The organism is Alteromonas gracilis, assembly GCF_036870955.2.
GTDB lineage: Bacteria > Pseudomonadota > Gammaproteobacteria > Enterobacterales > Alteromonadaceae > Alteromonas > Alteromonas gracilis_A.
Window position 1 is genome coordinate 3,945,995 of the sequence record NZ_CP145482.2, and the last position, 15,631, is coordinate 3,961,625.

Genomic DNA, 15,631 nt, shown 5'->3' on the forward strand with positions numbered 1-15,631 from the left:
TTAAGTTCTTCTACGGAAATGCACGTATCGCTTGAAAGTTGTAGCGATATTTTATGGTCTGGAATTTTTTCTCCATCTAATGAAATCCATTTCAACTCTTTTATTGTGGCGTCTTTTAATCTGTTTTTAAGAGAAAATGACACCCCTTTATCAGTCTTTGAAAGACTTGCTCTAGTGTATAGTTGTTTTAAGAGTATGCTGGGTACAAACATGTATCTTCCTTCTTATTAGTGCATTCTTACCGTTTTTTTTCACATTCCTATGCTTTTTATAGCACATTCTTTAGACACTTCTATGACTATTTATCAACCGTGTTTATTTTGCTTGTGATAAATCAACTATCGTTTTTGAGCCAATCGCTTTCGTAATTGCGCCACCCCCTTGGTTTTCAAAGGGTTCTAATTTTGAGACTTAGTCTCGCCGCCAAACCATTAACCATCTCACTATTGTTGGATACGTCACTGCGGTGATGATAACGAGGCGGTATCTGGTCGTAACAACGGAGGCGTCAAGGATTGCGATGCCAAGGATGATTAAGCCTGCACGGAAGCAGCATCCAGATACTGACTTTTCTTAGTCATAAGACATTCAAATATTCGTCATTCAATAAGTTTATTTGAGCAAAAAAAGGGGTTGGTTGTGAGAAAAGGACTTTTTCGCCAAGAAGCGATTGATCATCAGGCGCATGCCACTTTGGGCAAGTTACTGATGATACCGAGACCTCTCTATGTAATTATTGCGGGACTCATCGCGCTGTGGGTGGTCTTGGTACTCGTATTCTTAAATACCAATCAATATCAAAGAAAAACGTCAATACAAGGGTGGTTGGAACCCACTGACGGCATATTTAAGCTTTATAGCGAACCAAGGAGAGGTAAAGTCAAACGCCTTTTCGTACAAGAAGGCGAAAGTGTGAAACAAGGCGACCCGTTAGTATACATCGATTATGGACAATTCGATGATACAGGGCTACGAGTCGACACTCAGCTTTTGAAAGAATTGAACACCAAATACGATAGGACGTTGAAGAATATAAAAAGGCTCGCTGCGCTTCACTCCAGTGAACTCGATGACCTTAAAAACACAATTGTTCGCAATCGTGCTGTTCAAACTGAGTTGGAAGAAATTGCGTCGCTTACAAAACGTCAATGGGAAGTGTCACGAGTACATTTTAATAGAGCACAGTCTTTATTAAATAAAGGATTTACCACTGAATCTGATGTCGAAAACCACCAGCTTCAATTGCTATCTGCGAAACAGCACTACGTTCGAGCGCAGCAAGAGTTGCGTAACGTAAAGGCCGACATTGTAAACGACGAACGCAAGCTCATCACATTACCCAATCGTCATGCTAATGAGCGCTCGTTGCTAGAAGACGCGTTAAGTGATTTGAAACAGCAAATAATCACTCAAAAGCATAATGCCACACAGACCATTTATGCTCCGAAGGACGGCATCGTTTCAGGGCTTCAAGTTAAGTCGGGTAATACAACGCATAGTGCCGCATTGTTACTCTCTATACTTCCAGAACACTCTGAAATACTCGCTCGTATTGTAGTGCCAGTTCATTCATCAGGGTTTGTGGAAAAAGGCCATTCTCTTCACATTCGCTACGATGCGTTTCCTTTTCAAAAATTTGGATTACATCATGGCACGATTGCAAATGTCTCACAGAATTTAGTATTACCCGGAGAAGTAATCGATCCTCCTGTTGCTATCGTCGAACCCGCCTATTTGGCAACTGCGACGCTTGATAGTAGCTCAATAGCAGCATACGGAAAGCAAATAACGCTTAAAGCAGGTATGACATTCTCTGCCGATGTCCAGTTGAGCGATCGCACGTTAATGGAATGGCTGTTAGAGCCCCTATACAGCGTAAAAGGGAGCATGGAGTAATGCTAGAACGTGCTAAACCGTCTTTACATACCCGGTTCTTCAGTCGTCGGCGAATTCCCGTAGTACTCCAAAATGAAGCAGCTGAGTGCGGATTGGCTTGCGTTGCGATGATTGCGAAGTATTTCGGTGACAAGCGAGATTTAGTGGCATTTCGACAGCACTACTGTGTGTCATTAAAGGGCGCAACACTCAAAGACGTGATGGATATAGCACTTTCTCTAGGCCTTAATAGTAGAGCGGTAAAAATAGAAATCAGCGATCTGATACAACTTTCCAAGCCTGCAATTTTGCACTGGAACATGAATCACTTTGTTGTTTTGGAAAAAACTACAAAAACGCACATCACTGTCATAGACCCGGCAATGGGAAAATGCGTTTATACATTTAATGAAGCGTCGAAACACCTATCAGGTATCGCGCTTGAGGTATCTTACAGTGAAAAATTTGAGCCCCGCGAAAATGCCACCCGCTTAAAGCTTGTCCAGTTCTTCCGACACGCCGTTGGATTCAAACGAAGTCTTCTGACCTTGCTAACACTGTCATTGGTATTACAGATATTTGCTCTCGCCTCTCCCTACTACATGCAGACCGTTGTTGACGATGTATTGGTTTATCACAATGCTTCATTGCTACAGGCGCTGGCGATTGGTTTTGGCTTTTTGTTGCTAATTGAAACGTTTACCAATGGCCTTAGAAAAACACTCATATTACAGCTCTCAAGCCGCCTACAATTGCAGCTCTCGGCGTCGGTATTTAAACACCTCCTCATATTGCCATTAGAATATTTCGCCAAAAGACACATAGGCGATGTGGTATCTCGATTTGGTTCACTGGCGCACGTTAGAGACTTTATCACCACTGGCGCAGTATCGGCCATTTTAGACGGTGTCATGGCACTTAGCACACTAGCGATAATGGCAATCTATTCAATAAAGCTCTCTGTTGTTGTCGCAATTATAATGGCGCTTTACTTATGCATGAAACTAGGGTTATTGCCATGGATGAGAAAGCTTACTTCAGAGAAAATTAATCTGGCCGCTGCTGAGCAAAGTCATTTCATAGAGAGCTTAAGAGCCATCTCTCCAATACGCATTTACCAACAAGAAGCAAAACGACACGGCGAATGGCAAAACAAACTGGTTGAGACACTCAACAAAGATATTCAGTTAACTAAGTTAAATATTGGAAGCAGCACGGCAAACCAACTGATTTTCGGTGCAGAGCAATTGATTATTGTCTACATCGGCGCCCTTCTAGTGATGGAAAGCAGCATGACAATAGGCATGTTGCTTGCCTTTGTTGCTTACAAAACACGCTTTGTTAGCGCTATAGACAACCTTATTACTCAACTTATTGCATTTAAAATGTTGGGGCTACATATCGAGCGTCTAAGCGATATTTTACACACGCCTCCTTCATTGCCATCTAGCAACATACCAGTTCCCTGCGTATTGCTAGATGGCACTACGCAATGTGATTCCTTGGCGCTTAACGTTGAAGCATTAAGCTATCGTTACAGCAATAGTAGCGAGTATATTTTTAACAATCTTTCAATGCAGGTGAGAACTGGCGAGATAATCGCGATTATCGGCAGCAGTGGCAGCGGAAAAAGCACACTATTGAAGTGCCTTATGGGTCTTTATCCTCTGAGCAAAGGAAAGATACAAAGGCTGCCCTTGCCTGGTAAAAAGCGCCACGTAAGGCTGGCAAGCGTACTTCAAGACGACATGTGTTTAAGTGGCACGATCGCCCAAAACATAAGCTGTTTTGAGAATAACCCAAATATAGAGAATGTGGTGTATGCAGCAAAGCTTGCCTGTATTCACAATGATATCGTCAATATGCCAATGCAGTATCAATCATTAATTGGTGATATGGGAAGCAGTCTTAGCGGTGGCCAAAAACAGCGTCTTTTGCTTGCTCGAGCACTCTATCAATCGCCCGACATTTTGTTTCTCGATGAAGCCAGCAGTCATCTAGACCTTGAAAATGAAAGGGAAATAAACCTGCACCTTAAGGCTTTAAAGATAACTCGAGTTATCGTTGCACACCGACCTCAATCTATTGCCATGGCAGACACCGTTTATCGGTTACGCGATGGCAAACTCACTAAGCTCTCTCCCTCTGCTGTACGGGGGATAACATTACAACAGACGTCCGGAGAAAATCGATGAAGACTCAAGAAGTAAGAGAACAAACCACCCTTATGACTGCAAAAGAGCGTCAGCAAATTGAAGTAACAGGCATTACCTCAAGCGAACTTATTATGCCAATCGACTGCTTGTCTAAACGCGAACTTCAAGTCGCCCATAAAATAATGGAGGGACGATCTAATAAAGCAATTGCACAAGAGCTATTTATTAGCGAGCGAACGGTTAAGTTCCACTGTGCCAATATTTACAGAAAGCTGAATATCACGAGTCGCACAGCGCTTATTGCAGGGTGCTTTCGGGCGCTATACCACGAAGCGGTGTCGTTATAACGCGGTAAGACGCTGTTTCTTTTAACCACGACGCGAATACAAGGAGCGTACATTATGCAACAACATCAGCACGACAAACTTACATCATTGCAGTTAAAGCAGGTGACAGGAGGTATTGAGGTAAGTGAAATCCCCACCCAAGGGGATGTCATTGAAACACCCAAAACGCCGATTTTTGACTCGTTAACGACGAATGATAGCGTCACAATGCTGCCGGATATTATGTCGTAAGCCATAAAAAAGGGCGCATTCTCATGCGCCCTTTCACTATTACTGCGTTAATGCTCTTATTACAAAATAAAGCGCGATAAGTCTTCGTTATCTACCAGTGTCTCTAAGTGAGAATTCACATAGTTAGCGTCAATCACAAAGCTCTCGCCGCTTTTTTCAGAAGCATCAAATGAAATATCTTCCATTAAGCGCTCTAGCACCGTGTGCAGACGACGCGCACCAATATTCTCGGTACGTTCGTTTACTTGCCACGCTGCTTCAGCAATGCGCTGAATACCAGAATCATCAAAGCTAATGTCCACACCCTCGGTTTTCATTAGTGCAATGTATTGCTGTGTAAGCGATGCATTAGGCTCGGTAAGAATGCGCTTGAAATCGCCTACTTTCAGTGCAGCAAGTTCAACGCGAATAGGTAAACGGCCTTGTAGCTCTGGAATAAGATCAGACGGCTTACTCATTTGGAATGCGCCAGATGCAATAAACAAGATATGGTCTGTTTTCACCATGCCGTGCTTGGTCGACACTGTCGAACCTTCTACCAAAGGCAGTAAGTCACGCTGAACACCTTCACGCGACACATCGCCCGACGTATTGCCTTCGCGCTTACAAATTTTGTCAATTTCATCGATAAACACAATACCGTGCTGCTCTACCGACTCAATGGCTTTCTCTTTTAAGTCTTCCTGGTTTACCAGGCGTGCTGCCTCTTCTTCAACCAATAGCTTAAACGCATCTTTAATTTTCAGCTTCTTCTTTTTCTTTTGCGAACCAGACAAGTTTTGGAACATGCCCTGAAGCTGGTTGGTCATTTCTTCCATGCCTGGAGGCGCCATAATTTCAACGCCCACCTGTGGCTGTGCCACATCAATTTCAATTTCTTTGTCGTCTAGGTCACCCTGACGAAGCTTTTTACGAAATGCTTGGCGCGTGCCGCGATCTTCAACGTCTTCTTTATTTCCCCACGCGTCTTCTGGCGGTGGAATAAGCACGTCAAGAATGCGATCTTCCGCAGCTTCTTCTGCACGGAATTTCACTTTCTTCATTTCGTTTTCTTTCGTCATTTTCACGGCAATATCGGCCAAATCACGAATGATAGTTTCAACTTCTTTACCCACATAGCCCACTTCGGTGAACTTAGTCGCTTCTACCTTAATAAAAGGCGCATTAGCCAGCTTAGCTAGGCGACGTGCAATTTCAGTTTTACCAACACCTGTTGGGCCAATCATAAGAATATTTTTGGGTGTGACTTCTTGGCGCAGCTCTGGCTCAAGCTGCATGCGACGCCAGCGGTTACGCAATGCAATAGATACAGCGCGCTTTGCGTCTTGCTGACCAATAATATGGCGGTCTAGCTCGTGAACAATTTCTCTTGGTGTCATTTCAGACATGAATAAACCCTTTTCTAACAAGTGCATCGTGCGCGTAAGTAAATAACAAGAATGCGAGCGCACACAGCAGATAACGACATGTTGATGCGTTCAAGCAGTGCCGTTACTTAGTAATCTAGTACATCAATAGTTTGGCTATGGTTGGTAAATACGCAAATATCACCAGCAATAGTTAACGATTTTTCAGCAATTTCTTTTGCACTTAACTCTGTGTTATTAAGCAAGGCAGTAGCAGCAGCCTGTGCATAATTACCACCAGAACCGATAGCAATAAGGTCTTGTTCTGGCTGCACTACGTCACCGTTTCCGGTAATGATAAATGAAGCCGTTTCATCGGCTACAGCCAGCAGGGCTTCTAATTTTCGAAGCATGCGATCGGTTCGCCAGTCTTTAGCAAGTTCTACAGCTGCTTTGGTTAAATGCCCTTGATGCGCTTCAAGCTTAGCTTCAAAACGTTCAAATAGCGTAAACGCGTCGGCAGTACCACCTGCAAAGCCAGCCAGTATTTTGTCGTGGTATAAACGGCGCACTTTGCGTGCATTACCTTTCATAACGGTATTGCCCAGTGATACCTGGCCATCACCAGCCATTACCACTTGATTTCCACGTCGTACAGATACAATCGTTGTCACGTTAATTCCCCGTTTAGCTGGGCGCTGCCGCGTTTTTGCTTTCATGTTACAAAGGCAGCAGCGTACAATTTCAATACCAATTAAAGTGGGGGAAGGCTGGTTAATTTCAAGGGTATTACCTAATTAAGTGCATACCGCGTAAACAGTAAAAAAGCGTATGTGCGGTAAAACACATTGAACAGGTAACGCATAACGCGCATACTCCAGCGTGAATAACCGTTCAAAAACACATGGAGTAGTAATGAAGTATCAAGGACGAATTCAGCATTGGGACGATGCTAAAGGGTTTGGTTTTGTCGAGCCCAACGGAGGTGGTACCCGTGCTTTTGCCCATATAAAGGCGTTTTCCAACCGCTCAAGACGGCCCGTCAACGGCGATATCATTGTGTATGAGCTGAAAAAAGACAACAAAGGTAGTTATCAAGCACACAATATAAACTTATTAAAAGATTATAAGACCAAGCGGATAATGTCTGCTAAGCACACGGCTAAAAGCAAGTTTACTATTGCCTTTCTATCGTGTTTCGCCATAGCGCTTGCACTTTTGACCTTCTTCAATATGTTACCCGCCATCCTGATTTTTGCGTATTGTGCAATAAGCGGTGTAACCTTTTTGCTCTATGCCATCGACAAGTCAGCAGCAGAGAAAAACCGCTGGCGTATATCTGAAGCAAAACTGCATTTTTTCGGCTTTATCGGCGGCTGGCCAGGCGCATTAGTTGCGCAACATGTCTTTAAACACAAACGCAGCAAAACTGAATTTATGCGTGTCTATTGGGCCCTTGTACTGCTAAACCTTACTGCCCTTGGACTTGTTGCCTTCAACGTCATCGATATCCCGGCATTACCTAACGGCACGTTAACGTCTCTGTTTTAATCGCTAGTGGTAAAAAACGCATAAACAGTGACAACACTTGTTACAAATCATAGTTGCCGTGAGCGTTGTAATATCGCGTAATAGCAAGCGTTTACGGTTTACCTTGAGATTAATAGTATGCAACTTCAACGCGCCGCGGCATAGCAGCGATTATATGCGCCCTCACTTACCTTTTTGGTTTTGTGCTTTTCTTTGGGCTGCTTGATGCCCCTACAGATAGCTCTGACAAAGGTCACCTTCACTTCTTAATCTCACAACGAGATACCTTCTTCATTGGGTATATTGTTATTGGCATTGTGTTTAGTTTGAGTTTGCTACTACTCAATCAATCCCTTGAGGCGCGTTTTAAATCAAGCACGCCTAACTTTGCGAAATATACTCAACGCGCTGGGTCACATTTGGGCAACCTTTGTGCTGGCAAGTACTTTTATTTTCTTAGTTAGCTTGCCATTTTTAGCCAACTTCGCTGACACCAACGAAGACAGCGCGGTAGTGGTACTTAAGAGCGTGGATATTGTGGTTGATGCACTTGGCGGTGGCATAGAATTACTCGGCGCGATATGGGTGCTGATAATAAGCTTTATGGGTATTAAGGCCAATGTTTATACAAAAGCACTTCACGTTATTGGTGTTGCAGTAGGTATTGCTTAGGTATATTAACCCTGTTTTCCGGTTTGTCTTTGCTAACCGGAAACATGGTATTTGAAGCCTCTACGGCCATTTTTGGCTTAGGGCAGATAGCTTGGTTCGTGTGGTTGGGTGTTGCAATGGTCAACGCTAAGCAATAAGCACTGTGCGCAACAACGATATAAAGGTGCTTTGCACCTATTGACTAATTGGGGTTGCGAAGCTTTACTGTCTATACTCAAAAATACGGATAACAAAAATTATAGGCAGCACTGCATTGCGTTACTTCGTATTTTTCTCAGTATTTATTTCCAGCCTTTGTGGGGCGGCATGTTTATTTAGCAGCACCGCATTTGCGAATACGAATGAGCGCCCTATTGTAGTCTCAGCAGCTTACTGGGAGGATTTTACGAACAAGGACAACACTGGCGTGTACTTTGAACTGCTTGACGAGGTATTCGACGGTTACACTATTCACTATCAAACCAGCACCTACCCCCGCGCACTGAATCAGCTCAAACAGCATAAAGCCGATGTTATAGTTGGTGTATATCAACACGACTTACCCGATGCGGTTTATGCCACGTGGATTTTAGATACTGACCTGCCTATTCATATTTTTTATCGACCCGATTCGTCTCCTTCAGATAATCTCGACGAGATTTTTATTGGGAAGCAAATTGCTTGGCGAAAGGGTTACGGCTTTGACTCGCTGTTTCCTAATATTGAGAGCGCCTATCCACTAGACACAATAGAAGCAGGGTTTGCACTTGTGTTAAATCGGCGTCTCGATTATATGCTCGATTACGACATTAATTATTTGGAGGCATATCATGGTCGAATTCACCACAAAGCCATACGTGAAGGAGACAAGTTATATTTGGCATTTAAGAATACCCCACGCGGTAAGGCGCTTGCTGCGCACTTTGACGCCACAATGCCACTTTTAAGAGATAGCGGCAAACTCGAAGAAATATATGGTTCGCATTATGCCCGCTCAGGGTTAGCTGAGTTTGCAGTGCTTACGCCAAGCGGCATCGACTAAGAGATAGGACTATAGAGTTGCGACTAAAGAGCTGGGAATAACAGTTCACAACATCAATTAACGATATGACAGTTGATAAGATTCAATATTAAACCCGTAAGCGCTTTCGGCACCTTTCAGCACTAACGTACCTTTTCGAGGCAAGCGTTTGAATTCTTCTGCGGCTAGGCACAGTCTGTCATGAGACAGTGTTTTGGTATCTTCAAGCAGCACTTTGTAGCGACAACGCTTTGCAGAATCCCCTTTGCGATACTTCACTTTATGCTCTGCAACATGAGTAGTAGAAACGCTATGCAATGCGTAGGGCAACGTATTGTCTACTAGGAACCAACTAAATAGCGCGCCCAACAAGGGCATTGTCACTATGGATATTTTGCCGCGTACACTGCTATTTAAATGTTGCAGTTGAAGCTTGTCGACATAAAGTGAGGTAAACCATAACCAACCTACCAATAGAGCAAGTGCATATATTGCCCACGAAGAGTTATCCAGCCAACTATTTGTCACACTAAAGTCGGCGAAAAGCGACGTTATTGGCCCGAGAAATAACACAAGTATTACGATGTCACAGCATCGAGTGACAACATGTCGTTCTGACCATTTGGGCTTAACAAACGGTTCGTCGGTATCCTCACCTTCAATCTGTTCGCCCTTATCCATTTCTGCGGATGATTTCTTTTGTGCAAGTGCAGCTTGCGCCGCTGCGTAACGGTCTGAATAAGCGCGTTGTTCGATATTTTCCAGCACATCTTCAAGCTCCTCTATACTGTAACGCGTATAGTCAGGACCTTGATCGACACTGCTCAGCATTGTGCGTGCGGCTATTCATTTTTACGTCCTTTTAATTATTCCTTTTTGCTATTCCATTTTGCTTTGGGGTGCGCTTCTGTCGGCTTATTTAGGTGAGCAGAGACCTATAAATTCCAGTACCAAATTTGGCAGGTAGCAATGTTCACTTTGCGCAGGCTGTGCTTGGCTTTTTCAGCATCACGCTTGGTCTCAAAAGGCCCTAAAATTACGCGGAACCAATCTCCATTGCTGCCAGAGCTGTGTCTAATGAGCGCTTCTAACCCTTGAAACGCAATTTTCGCTTTCATTTCTTCAGCCTGTGCACGGGTTCTAAATGATGCGCACTGCATTAAGTAGCGTTTGTCTGACTTTTCTTGTTCTTTTACTTCAACCTCTACCTCGTAGCCAGGTAGGGTTTTGATGTATTCCCATTCTTCTTCAGGTAATTCTGGCAGTGCTTCTTCTGTAGGTGCAACAGGGCGAGCTGCTTGTGTATCAACGTCTTCTTCCACATTGTCTTTGATAGACCATAAGAACGCGCCAAAACCAATAACAAGCGCAAACACGCCAACTAAACGGATAATAGGTAGTTTGGGAGAAGCAGACGAATTCATCTGTGCGTTAGCCGCAGGTTTTTTACCTTTGCTTGCAGGTTTCTTTTTTTGTGTAGAGCGTCCACGAGAGACATAATCGCGTTGGGCCATAGTTGGCAAAATTCCTACTTGTTATCGTTTTTCGTTGTCGTAAGAAACGTCGTATACCAAATTAAATAATGATCAACGATGTTAACGGTATCAGCGATGCGCACTATCGCTAACGAAAATTCTATCGCATTGCTAGGCAACAAGCTAACTGAAATCAGTTGGGTCAATATCCACCGACCAGCGTACTTTTGTTGCTTGAGGAAGCGCCTGTAAAAAGGGAAGCGCTAATCTTAGGGCACTATGCAGTGGGGCACGCTTTTCATGGCTGCAAACCAACATAAAACGAAAGCGCCCCTGACGCTTTTCAATAAGGCAAGGAAATGGACCGTTCAATTCAACAGCGTGCTGCTGTAAAAAAATGGTTTTGCTTTCTTGTAAAAAGCGATATGCCAGCGCACTGTCGGTGGCTTCAGCCCGAATAACAAATTGGCTAATGTACGGGGGCAGCCGCGCAGCCTTGCGCTCCATTAACGCGTGGCGCGCAAAATGTCCGTACCCGTTGTGCACCAAGTCTTGAAGTAACGGATGATGGGGGTTATGTGTCTGTAACCACATTTCTCCTGGCTTGCTGGCGCGCCCAGCACGTCCTGCTAACTGAGTGACTAACTGAGCGAGCTTTTCAGGCGCGCGAAAGTCAGCACTAAATAATGCCCCGTCACAATCAAGAACGGCCACTAATGTCACGTGAGGAAAGTGGTGACCTTTAGACAGGATTTGCGTACCAACCAACAACTGATACTCGCGCCTGTTGATGGCGTCTAGCGTTTGGTGCAGCTTGTCTTTACCACGCACCGTATCGCTGTCGATGCGAACTTGCTTTACCCCTGGAAACAAGGCGGTTAAGCCTTGCTCAACCTGTTCAGTCCCCGTGCCCGCTGTTACTAGCTCGTTGCTATGGCATGCTTCACAGCTTTTAGGCATCGAGCGCGTACTGCCGCAATGATGGCACTGCAAGCGATTTTGCGCCTTATGCACAGTATAGGGCCTGTCGCACCGTTTACACATTACCGTCTCACCGCAATGGTGACACAGCATAGCTGGGGCGTAACCTCGTCGGTTCACAAACACCAGCACTTGGTTTCCCGCGGTGATATGCTGGCGCATGATAGTAAGCAGGCCTTGCGAAATACCATAATGAATAGGCTGATCACGTGCATCAAGCACATGTTGATGTGTGCTTTGTGCTCCACCTGCTCGCTTAGTTAATTGAAGATGTGCGTAGCGATTGCTAAGCGCATTATTAAGGGTTTCAAGCGCAGGCGTTGCACTACCTAACAATAACGGTATGTTATGCTGCTTTGCACGCATGGCTGCAAGGTCGCGCGCGTGATAGCGCAGGCCATCTTGTTGCTTGAACGATTCATCATGCTCTTCGTCCACAATAATCATGCCTGGGTGTTTAAGCGGCGTAAAAATGGCAGACCGCGTACCTATGATAATACCCAGTTCACCTGCACGTGCTCGCTGCCACACATGTAAACGAGCTTTGTCTGGCACTTGAGAATGCAACACACCTACTTCAATGCCAAAACGTTTTTCAAAACGCGCTACCGTTTGAGGAGTGAGCCCAATTTCAGGCACTAAGATAAGCACCTGCTTGCCATCTTTTAACAGTGGCTCAATAGCCTGCAAATACACTTCGGTTTTACCGCTTCCGGTCACACCTTCAAGTAGGCTCACGGCAAAACTGCCGTGCTGACGATTGAGTGCCGCAATAGCGACTGACTGCTGAGTATCAGGTACAGGCTTTTCACCTATTTGCAGTGTTGAAAGCCAACCATGCTCGGTAAATGCAGGTACCGTGGCATGTAGCGTTGCCATCTCTTTATCTATTAATGCTTTTACCGCGGGCGCGCCATAAAGCTTTCTGGCCTGTGTAGCCAACAGCGGCGCTTTTAACAGCGCTTCAAAACACGCTTTTTGCTTAGGTGCTCGAGATAACGTATCGGCACTTTCAGTCCGCCCTTGTTCACTTAACACCAACATGTCTTGCGCAGTAGGGTTTTCAGACTCCCCTTTTCGCAACAGCACCTAGCAGCATGGCGTGCAATACTTCGCCCGGCGCGTGATGATAATATTGCCAAAGCCATTGGGCCATTTTTAACAACACACCGTCGATAACCGGCGTATCGTCAATGACCTCTTCAATGGCTTTTAACTTTTCAATGTTCTCAACGTGTTCTTGTTGCACTACGCCAACGGCAACACCAACTAACTTTCGTGGACCAAAAGGCACCACTACCCTTACGCCTTCTTCAAGCATACTGGTGTGAGTGTAAGTAAAGAGTTGTCTTAATGGCGCAGGAACTGCGACTTGAATAAATACCATAACTGGTTATGTCAGCCTTTTTATACACGCGTTGCAAGCAACCGTTGATGATACAGGTTGCCCTGCTCATTCGCCATACAAAAACCGCTTGATCAATACCAGCCCTTCCTTTATCATGCGCCGCTCTTTTGCGATAGGCTGTTCTTTGAACGACTTATCATTTGAATATAAAGTTACGTATGGTGTGCAACTTCGGGTTGTATAGCGATACGGCCTTATTATGTGAGGTAATCCCATGAAACAAGGTATCCACCCAGACTACGCTGAAATCACTGCAACATGTTCTTGCGGTAACGTAATGAAAATTCGTTCAACAATGGGTAAAGACATCAACCTAGACGTATGTTCTTCATGTCACCCATTCTACACTGGTAAGCAGCGTAACGTTGATACTGGTGGTCGTGTTGATCGCTTCAAGAAGCGTTTCGGTGCATTGGGTAAAAAATAAGCCCATTACCGTTTTCGGTATCGATATCAAAAAAGCGCCTACACGGCGCTTTTTTATTGCCAATTCGCAGTACAATTCAAAGGTATTGGCGCTTCTAGCAATGCATAAAAGACGCTATTGCAGTTGTTTAGTTTGTAAATACCTTTCCCAATTACCACCACTTAGGCGCTTACAGTTTTCTTCACTATCAAAACGAATAGCGGAAGCTTTTGACTTAATCGTGTCCAACGCAATATTCACACTGTTTATAAAGCCCATATCCCATTGCGACCTAATAGCCTCTTGTCGTTGAGACTCTGTCTGAAATACGGCAACAATTTCAGGCGCCCGCCAATGACCAATATGGGTAAGCCAAACAAACCCATTTTTATCTTTTTTTGCTTCCTCACAAACGTCTGTAAGTACTTCAACAAGCTTTCTTTCAGTCACATATGCCTCACTAAAACTACCCAACCTTTTTTGAACGTCTACTCATTTCACCTATTTTAGCCTTACCCAAAAATACAGTAAGCGTATATAACAAGCGCTATTAATAAATAATATGAATGGCAATTATAGCCCTATATTACTGGTCTAATAAGTAAGCGTCACCTACATTGATGTGTAGTGATTATGCTAGCAAGAATTCTCATCAGATCTGTACACAGTGAAATGCTGTGTTAGAGTTGCGGCCGATATGCGAATAGTCAGTATTAATTCTATGAATAATGCCTTAGTATTGCGCTTATCCCAGCACTTGCTGGATAGATTCTAACAATAACGTCGTGTAACTCTTGCTGTAATAACAACAATAATAATCACAAAAAGAAGCGTACAAGGCGCAAGCAAAAAAACCGATGAACCCTACATCTAAGGATACCATTTTACATGTCAGATTTTAGACAACGCGCACTTGATTACCATGCTAACCCCACACCGGGAAAAATTCGTGTGGAGCTTTCTACCCCAGCAGACAGCGTTGACGACCTTGCACTTGCCTACAGTCCGGGTGTTGCTGAACCTGTAAGGGAAATAGCTGAAGACCCTGATAACGCCTATAAATATACAGCCAAAGGTAACATGGTTGCCGTTATCAGTAATGGTACGGCTATTTTAGGTCTTGGGAACCTTGGTCCTTTGGCATCAAAACCCGTTATGGAAGGTAAAGCATTGCTCTTCAAACGCTTTGCTGGCCTTGATGCTATTGATATTGAAGTAAAACACAGAACTACAGAAGAGTTTATCAATACAGTCGCAAATATTGCAGATACCTTTGGCGGGATTAACCTTGAAGATATAAAAGCGCCTGAGTGCTTTGAGATAGAACAAGAACTCATCAAGCGTTGCAACATCCCAGTTTTCCACGATGATCAACACGGCACTGCGATAGTCACCGCAGCAGGTATGCTGAACGCTCTAGAGATTCAGGGCAAAACTATCGAGAACGCTAAAATCGTTTGCATGGGTGCCTAGTGCGGCAGCAGTGGCATGTATGGAGCTACTTATTAAATGCGGAGCGCAGCGCGAGCGCATTTATATGCTTGATAGAAAAGGTGTTATCCACACGCGCCGTGAAGATTTAACGGAACATAAAAAGCTGTTTGCCAACAACACAGACAAACGTACGCTTGAGGATGTAATGGAAGGTGCTGACATATTCGTTGGTGTATCTGGCCCGGATGTACTTCCACCAGAAACCTTGGCATTAATGGCCGAAAACCCGATTGTATTTGCATGTTCAAACCCTGATCCAGAAATAAAACCAGAGCTTGCCCACGAAGTACGTCAGGACTTGATTATGGCCACGGGTCGTTCGGATTATCCAAACCAAGTGAACAACGTACTGTGCTTCCCATTCATCTTCCGTGGAGCACTAGATGTGCGCGCTAAAGCCATTAATGATGAAATGAAAGTCGCGGCGGTGGAAGCACTACGTGCAATCACGAAGGAAGAGGTACCTGCTGAAGTACTTGCGGCAAGTAAAAGCGACAGCTTAACATTTGGTAAAGACTATATTATCCCTAAACCAATGGACCCGCGCTTGTGTGAGCGCATCGCTTCAGCGGTGTCACAAGCTGCGATTGATTCAGGCGTTGCAAGAATACCGCAGGCGCCCAGCCCAGAATAATCTGAACAACAAATGCAAAAACGGCGCTTTCAAGAAGCGCCGTTTTTTTATTCTTTGATAAGAATGCCTTTCTATC

At 44.4% G+C, this 15,631-nt stretch carries 13 protein-coding genes and 2 pseudogenes; 9 read left to right on the plus strand and 6 right to left on the minus strand.

Features of this window, described 5'->3' with window-relative positions; all coding sequences use genetic code 11:
* The first annotated feature begins 639 nt into the window (after positions 1 to 639).
* The 4 genes from V6N89_RS18990 to V6N89_RS19005 are packed head-to-tail and all read left to right on the plus strand — an operon-like array spanning position 640 to position 4,609.
* Positions 640 to 1,896 carry an HlyD family secretion protein gene (locus tag V6N89_RS18990; protein ID WP_338518978.1) on the plus strand — a complete coding sequence of 419 codons (1,257 nt, stop codon included), beginning with the start codon at positions 640 to 642 and terminating at the stop codon, positions 1,894 to 1,896.
* Positions 1,896 to 4,070, plus strand: a complete 2,175-nt coding sequence (locus V6N89_RS18995) for a peptidase domain-containing ABC transporter (protein WP_338518979.1) — start codon at positions 1,896 to 1,898, stop codon at positions 4,068 to 4,070. The genes V6N89_RS18990 and V6N89_RS18995 overlap by 1 nt, the downstream gene beginning before the upstream one ends.
* Positions 4,067 to 4,378, plus strand: a complete 312-nt coding sequence (locus V6N89_RS19000) for a helix-turn-helix domain-containing protein (protein WP_338518980.1) — start codon at positions 4,067 to 4,069, stop codon at positions 4,376 to 4,378. The genes V6N89_RS18995 and V6N89_RS19000 overlap by 4 nt, the downstream gene beginning before the upstream one ends.
* Positions 4,379 to 4,432: 54 nt before the next feature.
* Positions 4,433 to 4,609, plus strand: a complete 177-nt coding sequence (locus V6N89_RS19005) for a hypothetical protein (protein ID WP_338518981.1) — start codon at positions 4,433 to 4,435, stop codon at positions 4,607 to 4,609.
* 59 nt (positions 4,610 to 4,668) lie between these two features.
* On the opposite strand, the gene hslU is transcribed toward V6N89_RS19005, so the two are convergent.
* Together hslU and hslV are read right to left on the minus strand one after the other, a co-directional pair.
* Positions 4,669 to 5,997 carry an HslU--HslV peptidase ATPase subunit gene (gene hslU, locus V6N89_RS19010; RefSeq protein ID WP_159627527.1) on the minus strand — a complete coding sequence of 443 codons (1,329 nt, stop codon included), beginning with the start codon at positions 5,995 to 5,997 and terminating at the stop codon, positions 4,669 to 4,671.
* A gap of 107 nt (positions 5,998 to 6,104) precedes the next feature.
* Entirely contained in the window at positions 6,105 to 6,629 is a 525-nt protein-coding gene (hslV, locus tag V6N89_RS19015; RefSeq protein ID WP_159627529.1) for an ATP-dependent protease subunit HslV, read from the minus strand.
* A gap of 241 nt (positions 6,630 to 6,870) precedes the next feature.
* On the opposite strand from hslV, the gene V6N89_RS19020 reads away from it, so the two are divergent.
* From V6N89_RS19020 to V6N89_RS19030, 3 genes are all read left to right on the plus strand, one after another.
* Positions 6,871 to 7,506: a DUF1294 domain-containing protein gene (locus V6N89_RS19020; protein ID WP_338518982.1), complete on the plus strand. Its 636-nt coding sequence runs from the start codon at positions 6,871 to 6,873 to the stop codon at positions 7,504 to 7,506.
* A 366-nt stretch (positions 7,507 to 7,872) separates the two neighbouring features.
* Complete coding sequence (locus tag V6N89_RS19025) at positions 7,873 to 8,157, plus strand: hypothetical protein (protein ID WP_346993100.1); 285 nt, start codon at positions 7,873 to 7,875, stop codon at positions 8,155 to 8,157.
* Positions 8,158 to 8,410: 253 nt separating this feature from the next.
* Positions 8,411 to 9,178 carry a substrate-binding periplasmic protein gene (locus V6N89_RS19030; RefSeq protein WP_338518984.1) on the plus strand — a complete coding sequence of 256 codons (768 nt, stop codon included), beginning with the start codon at positions 8,411 to 8,413 and terminating at the stop codon, positions 9,176 to 9,178.
* Between the two features lie 57 nt (positions 9,179 to 9,235).
* Here V6N89_RS19030 and V6N89_RS19035 read toward each other — a convergent pair whose 3' ends face one another.
* From V6N89_RS19035 to priA, 3 genes and pseudogenes are all read right to left on the minus strand, one after another.
* Positions 9,236 to 9,988 (minus strand): hypothetical protein, encoded by a 753-nt coding sequence (locus tag V6N89_RS19035; RefSeq protein ID WP_346993101.1) that lies wholly within the window; start codon positions 9,986 to 9,988, stop codon positions 9,236 to 9,238.
* 104 nt (positions 9,989 to 10,092) lie between these two features.
* The gene (locus tag V6N89_RS19040) at positions 10,093 to 10,671 is read right to left on the minus strand and encodes an SPOR domain-containing protein (RefSeq protein WP_338518987.1); all 579 of its coding nucleotides are present in this window, start codon (positions 10,669 to 10,671) and stop codon (positions 10,093 to 10,095) included.
* A 144-nt stretch (positions 10,672 to 10,815) separates the two neighbouring features.
* Positions 10,816 to 13,000: pseudogene (gene priA, locus V6N89_RS19045) on the minus strand (primosomal protein N').
* Positions 13,001 to 13,235: 235 nt separating this feature from the next.
* Here priA and rpmE point away from each other — a divergent pair.
* The gene (rpmE, locus tag V6N89_RS19050; RefSeq protein WP_071816133.1) at positions 13,236 to 13,448 is read left to right on the plus strand and encodes a 50S ribosomal protein L31; all 213 of its coding nucleotides are present in this window, start codon (positions 13,236 to 13,238) and stop codon (positions 13,446 to 13,448) included.
* A gap of 114 nt (positions 13,449 to 13,562) precedes the next feature.
* Here the strand turns inward: rpmE and V6N89_RS19055 are convergent, their stop codons facing one another.
* On the minus strand, positions 13,563 to 13,877 hold the full coding sequence (locus tag V6N89_RS19055; RefSeq protein WP_338518988.1) for a hypothetical protein: 315 nt from the start codon (positions 13,875 to 13,877) through the stop codon (positions 13,563 to 13,565).
* Positions 13,878 to 14,315: 438 nt separating this feature from the next.
* On the opposite strand from V6N89_RS19055, the pseudogene V6N89_RS19060 reads away from it, so the two are divergent.
* Positions 14,316 to 15,555 (plus strand): annotated as a pseudogene (locus V6N89_RS19060) (malic enzyme-like NAD(P)-binding protein).
* Positions 15,556 to 15,631 lie beyond the last annotated feature (76 nt).

Bases quoted from the DNA above. Each gene is read 5' to 3' on its own strand.
- V6N89_RS19000 (WP_338518980.1), top strand. From the start codon at position 4,067: ATGAAGACTCAAGAAGTAAGAGAACAAACCACCCTTATGACTGCAAAA.
- V6N89_RS19005 (WP_338518981.1), top strand. From the start codon at position 4,433: ATGCAACAACATCAGCACGACAAACTTACATCATTGCAGTTAAAGCAG.
- V6N89_RS19035 (WP_346993101.1), bottom strand. From the start codon at position 9,988: ATGCTGAGCAGTGTCGATCAAGGTCCTGACTATACGCGTTACAGTATA.
- V6N89_RS19040 (WP_338518987.1), bottom strand. From the start codon at position 10,671: ATGGCCCAACGCGATTATGTCTCTCGTGGACGCTCTACACAAAAAAAG.
- hslU (WP_159627527.1), bottom strand. From the start codon at position 5,997: ATGTCTGAAATGACACCAAGAGAAATTGTTCACGAGCTAGACCGCCAT.
- V6N89_RS19020 (WP_338518982.1), top strand. From the start codon at position 6,871: ATGAAGTATCAAGGACGAATTCAGCATTGGGACGATGCTAAAGGGTTT.
- V6N89_RS18995 (WP_338518979.1), top strand. From the start codon at position 1,896: ATGCTAGAACGTGCTAAACCGTCTTTACATACCCGGTTCTTCAGTCGT.
- rpmE (WP_071816133.1), top strand. From the start codon at position 13,236: ATGAAACAAGGTATCCACCCAGACTACGCTGAAATCACTGCAACATGT.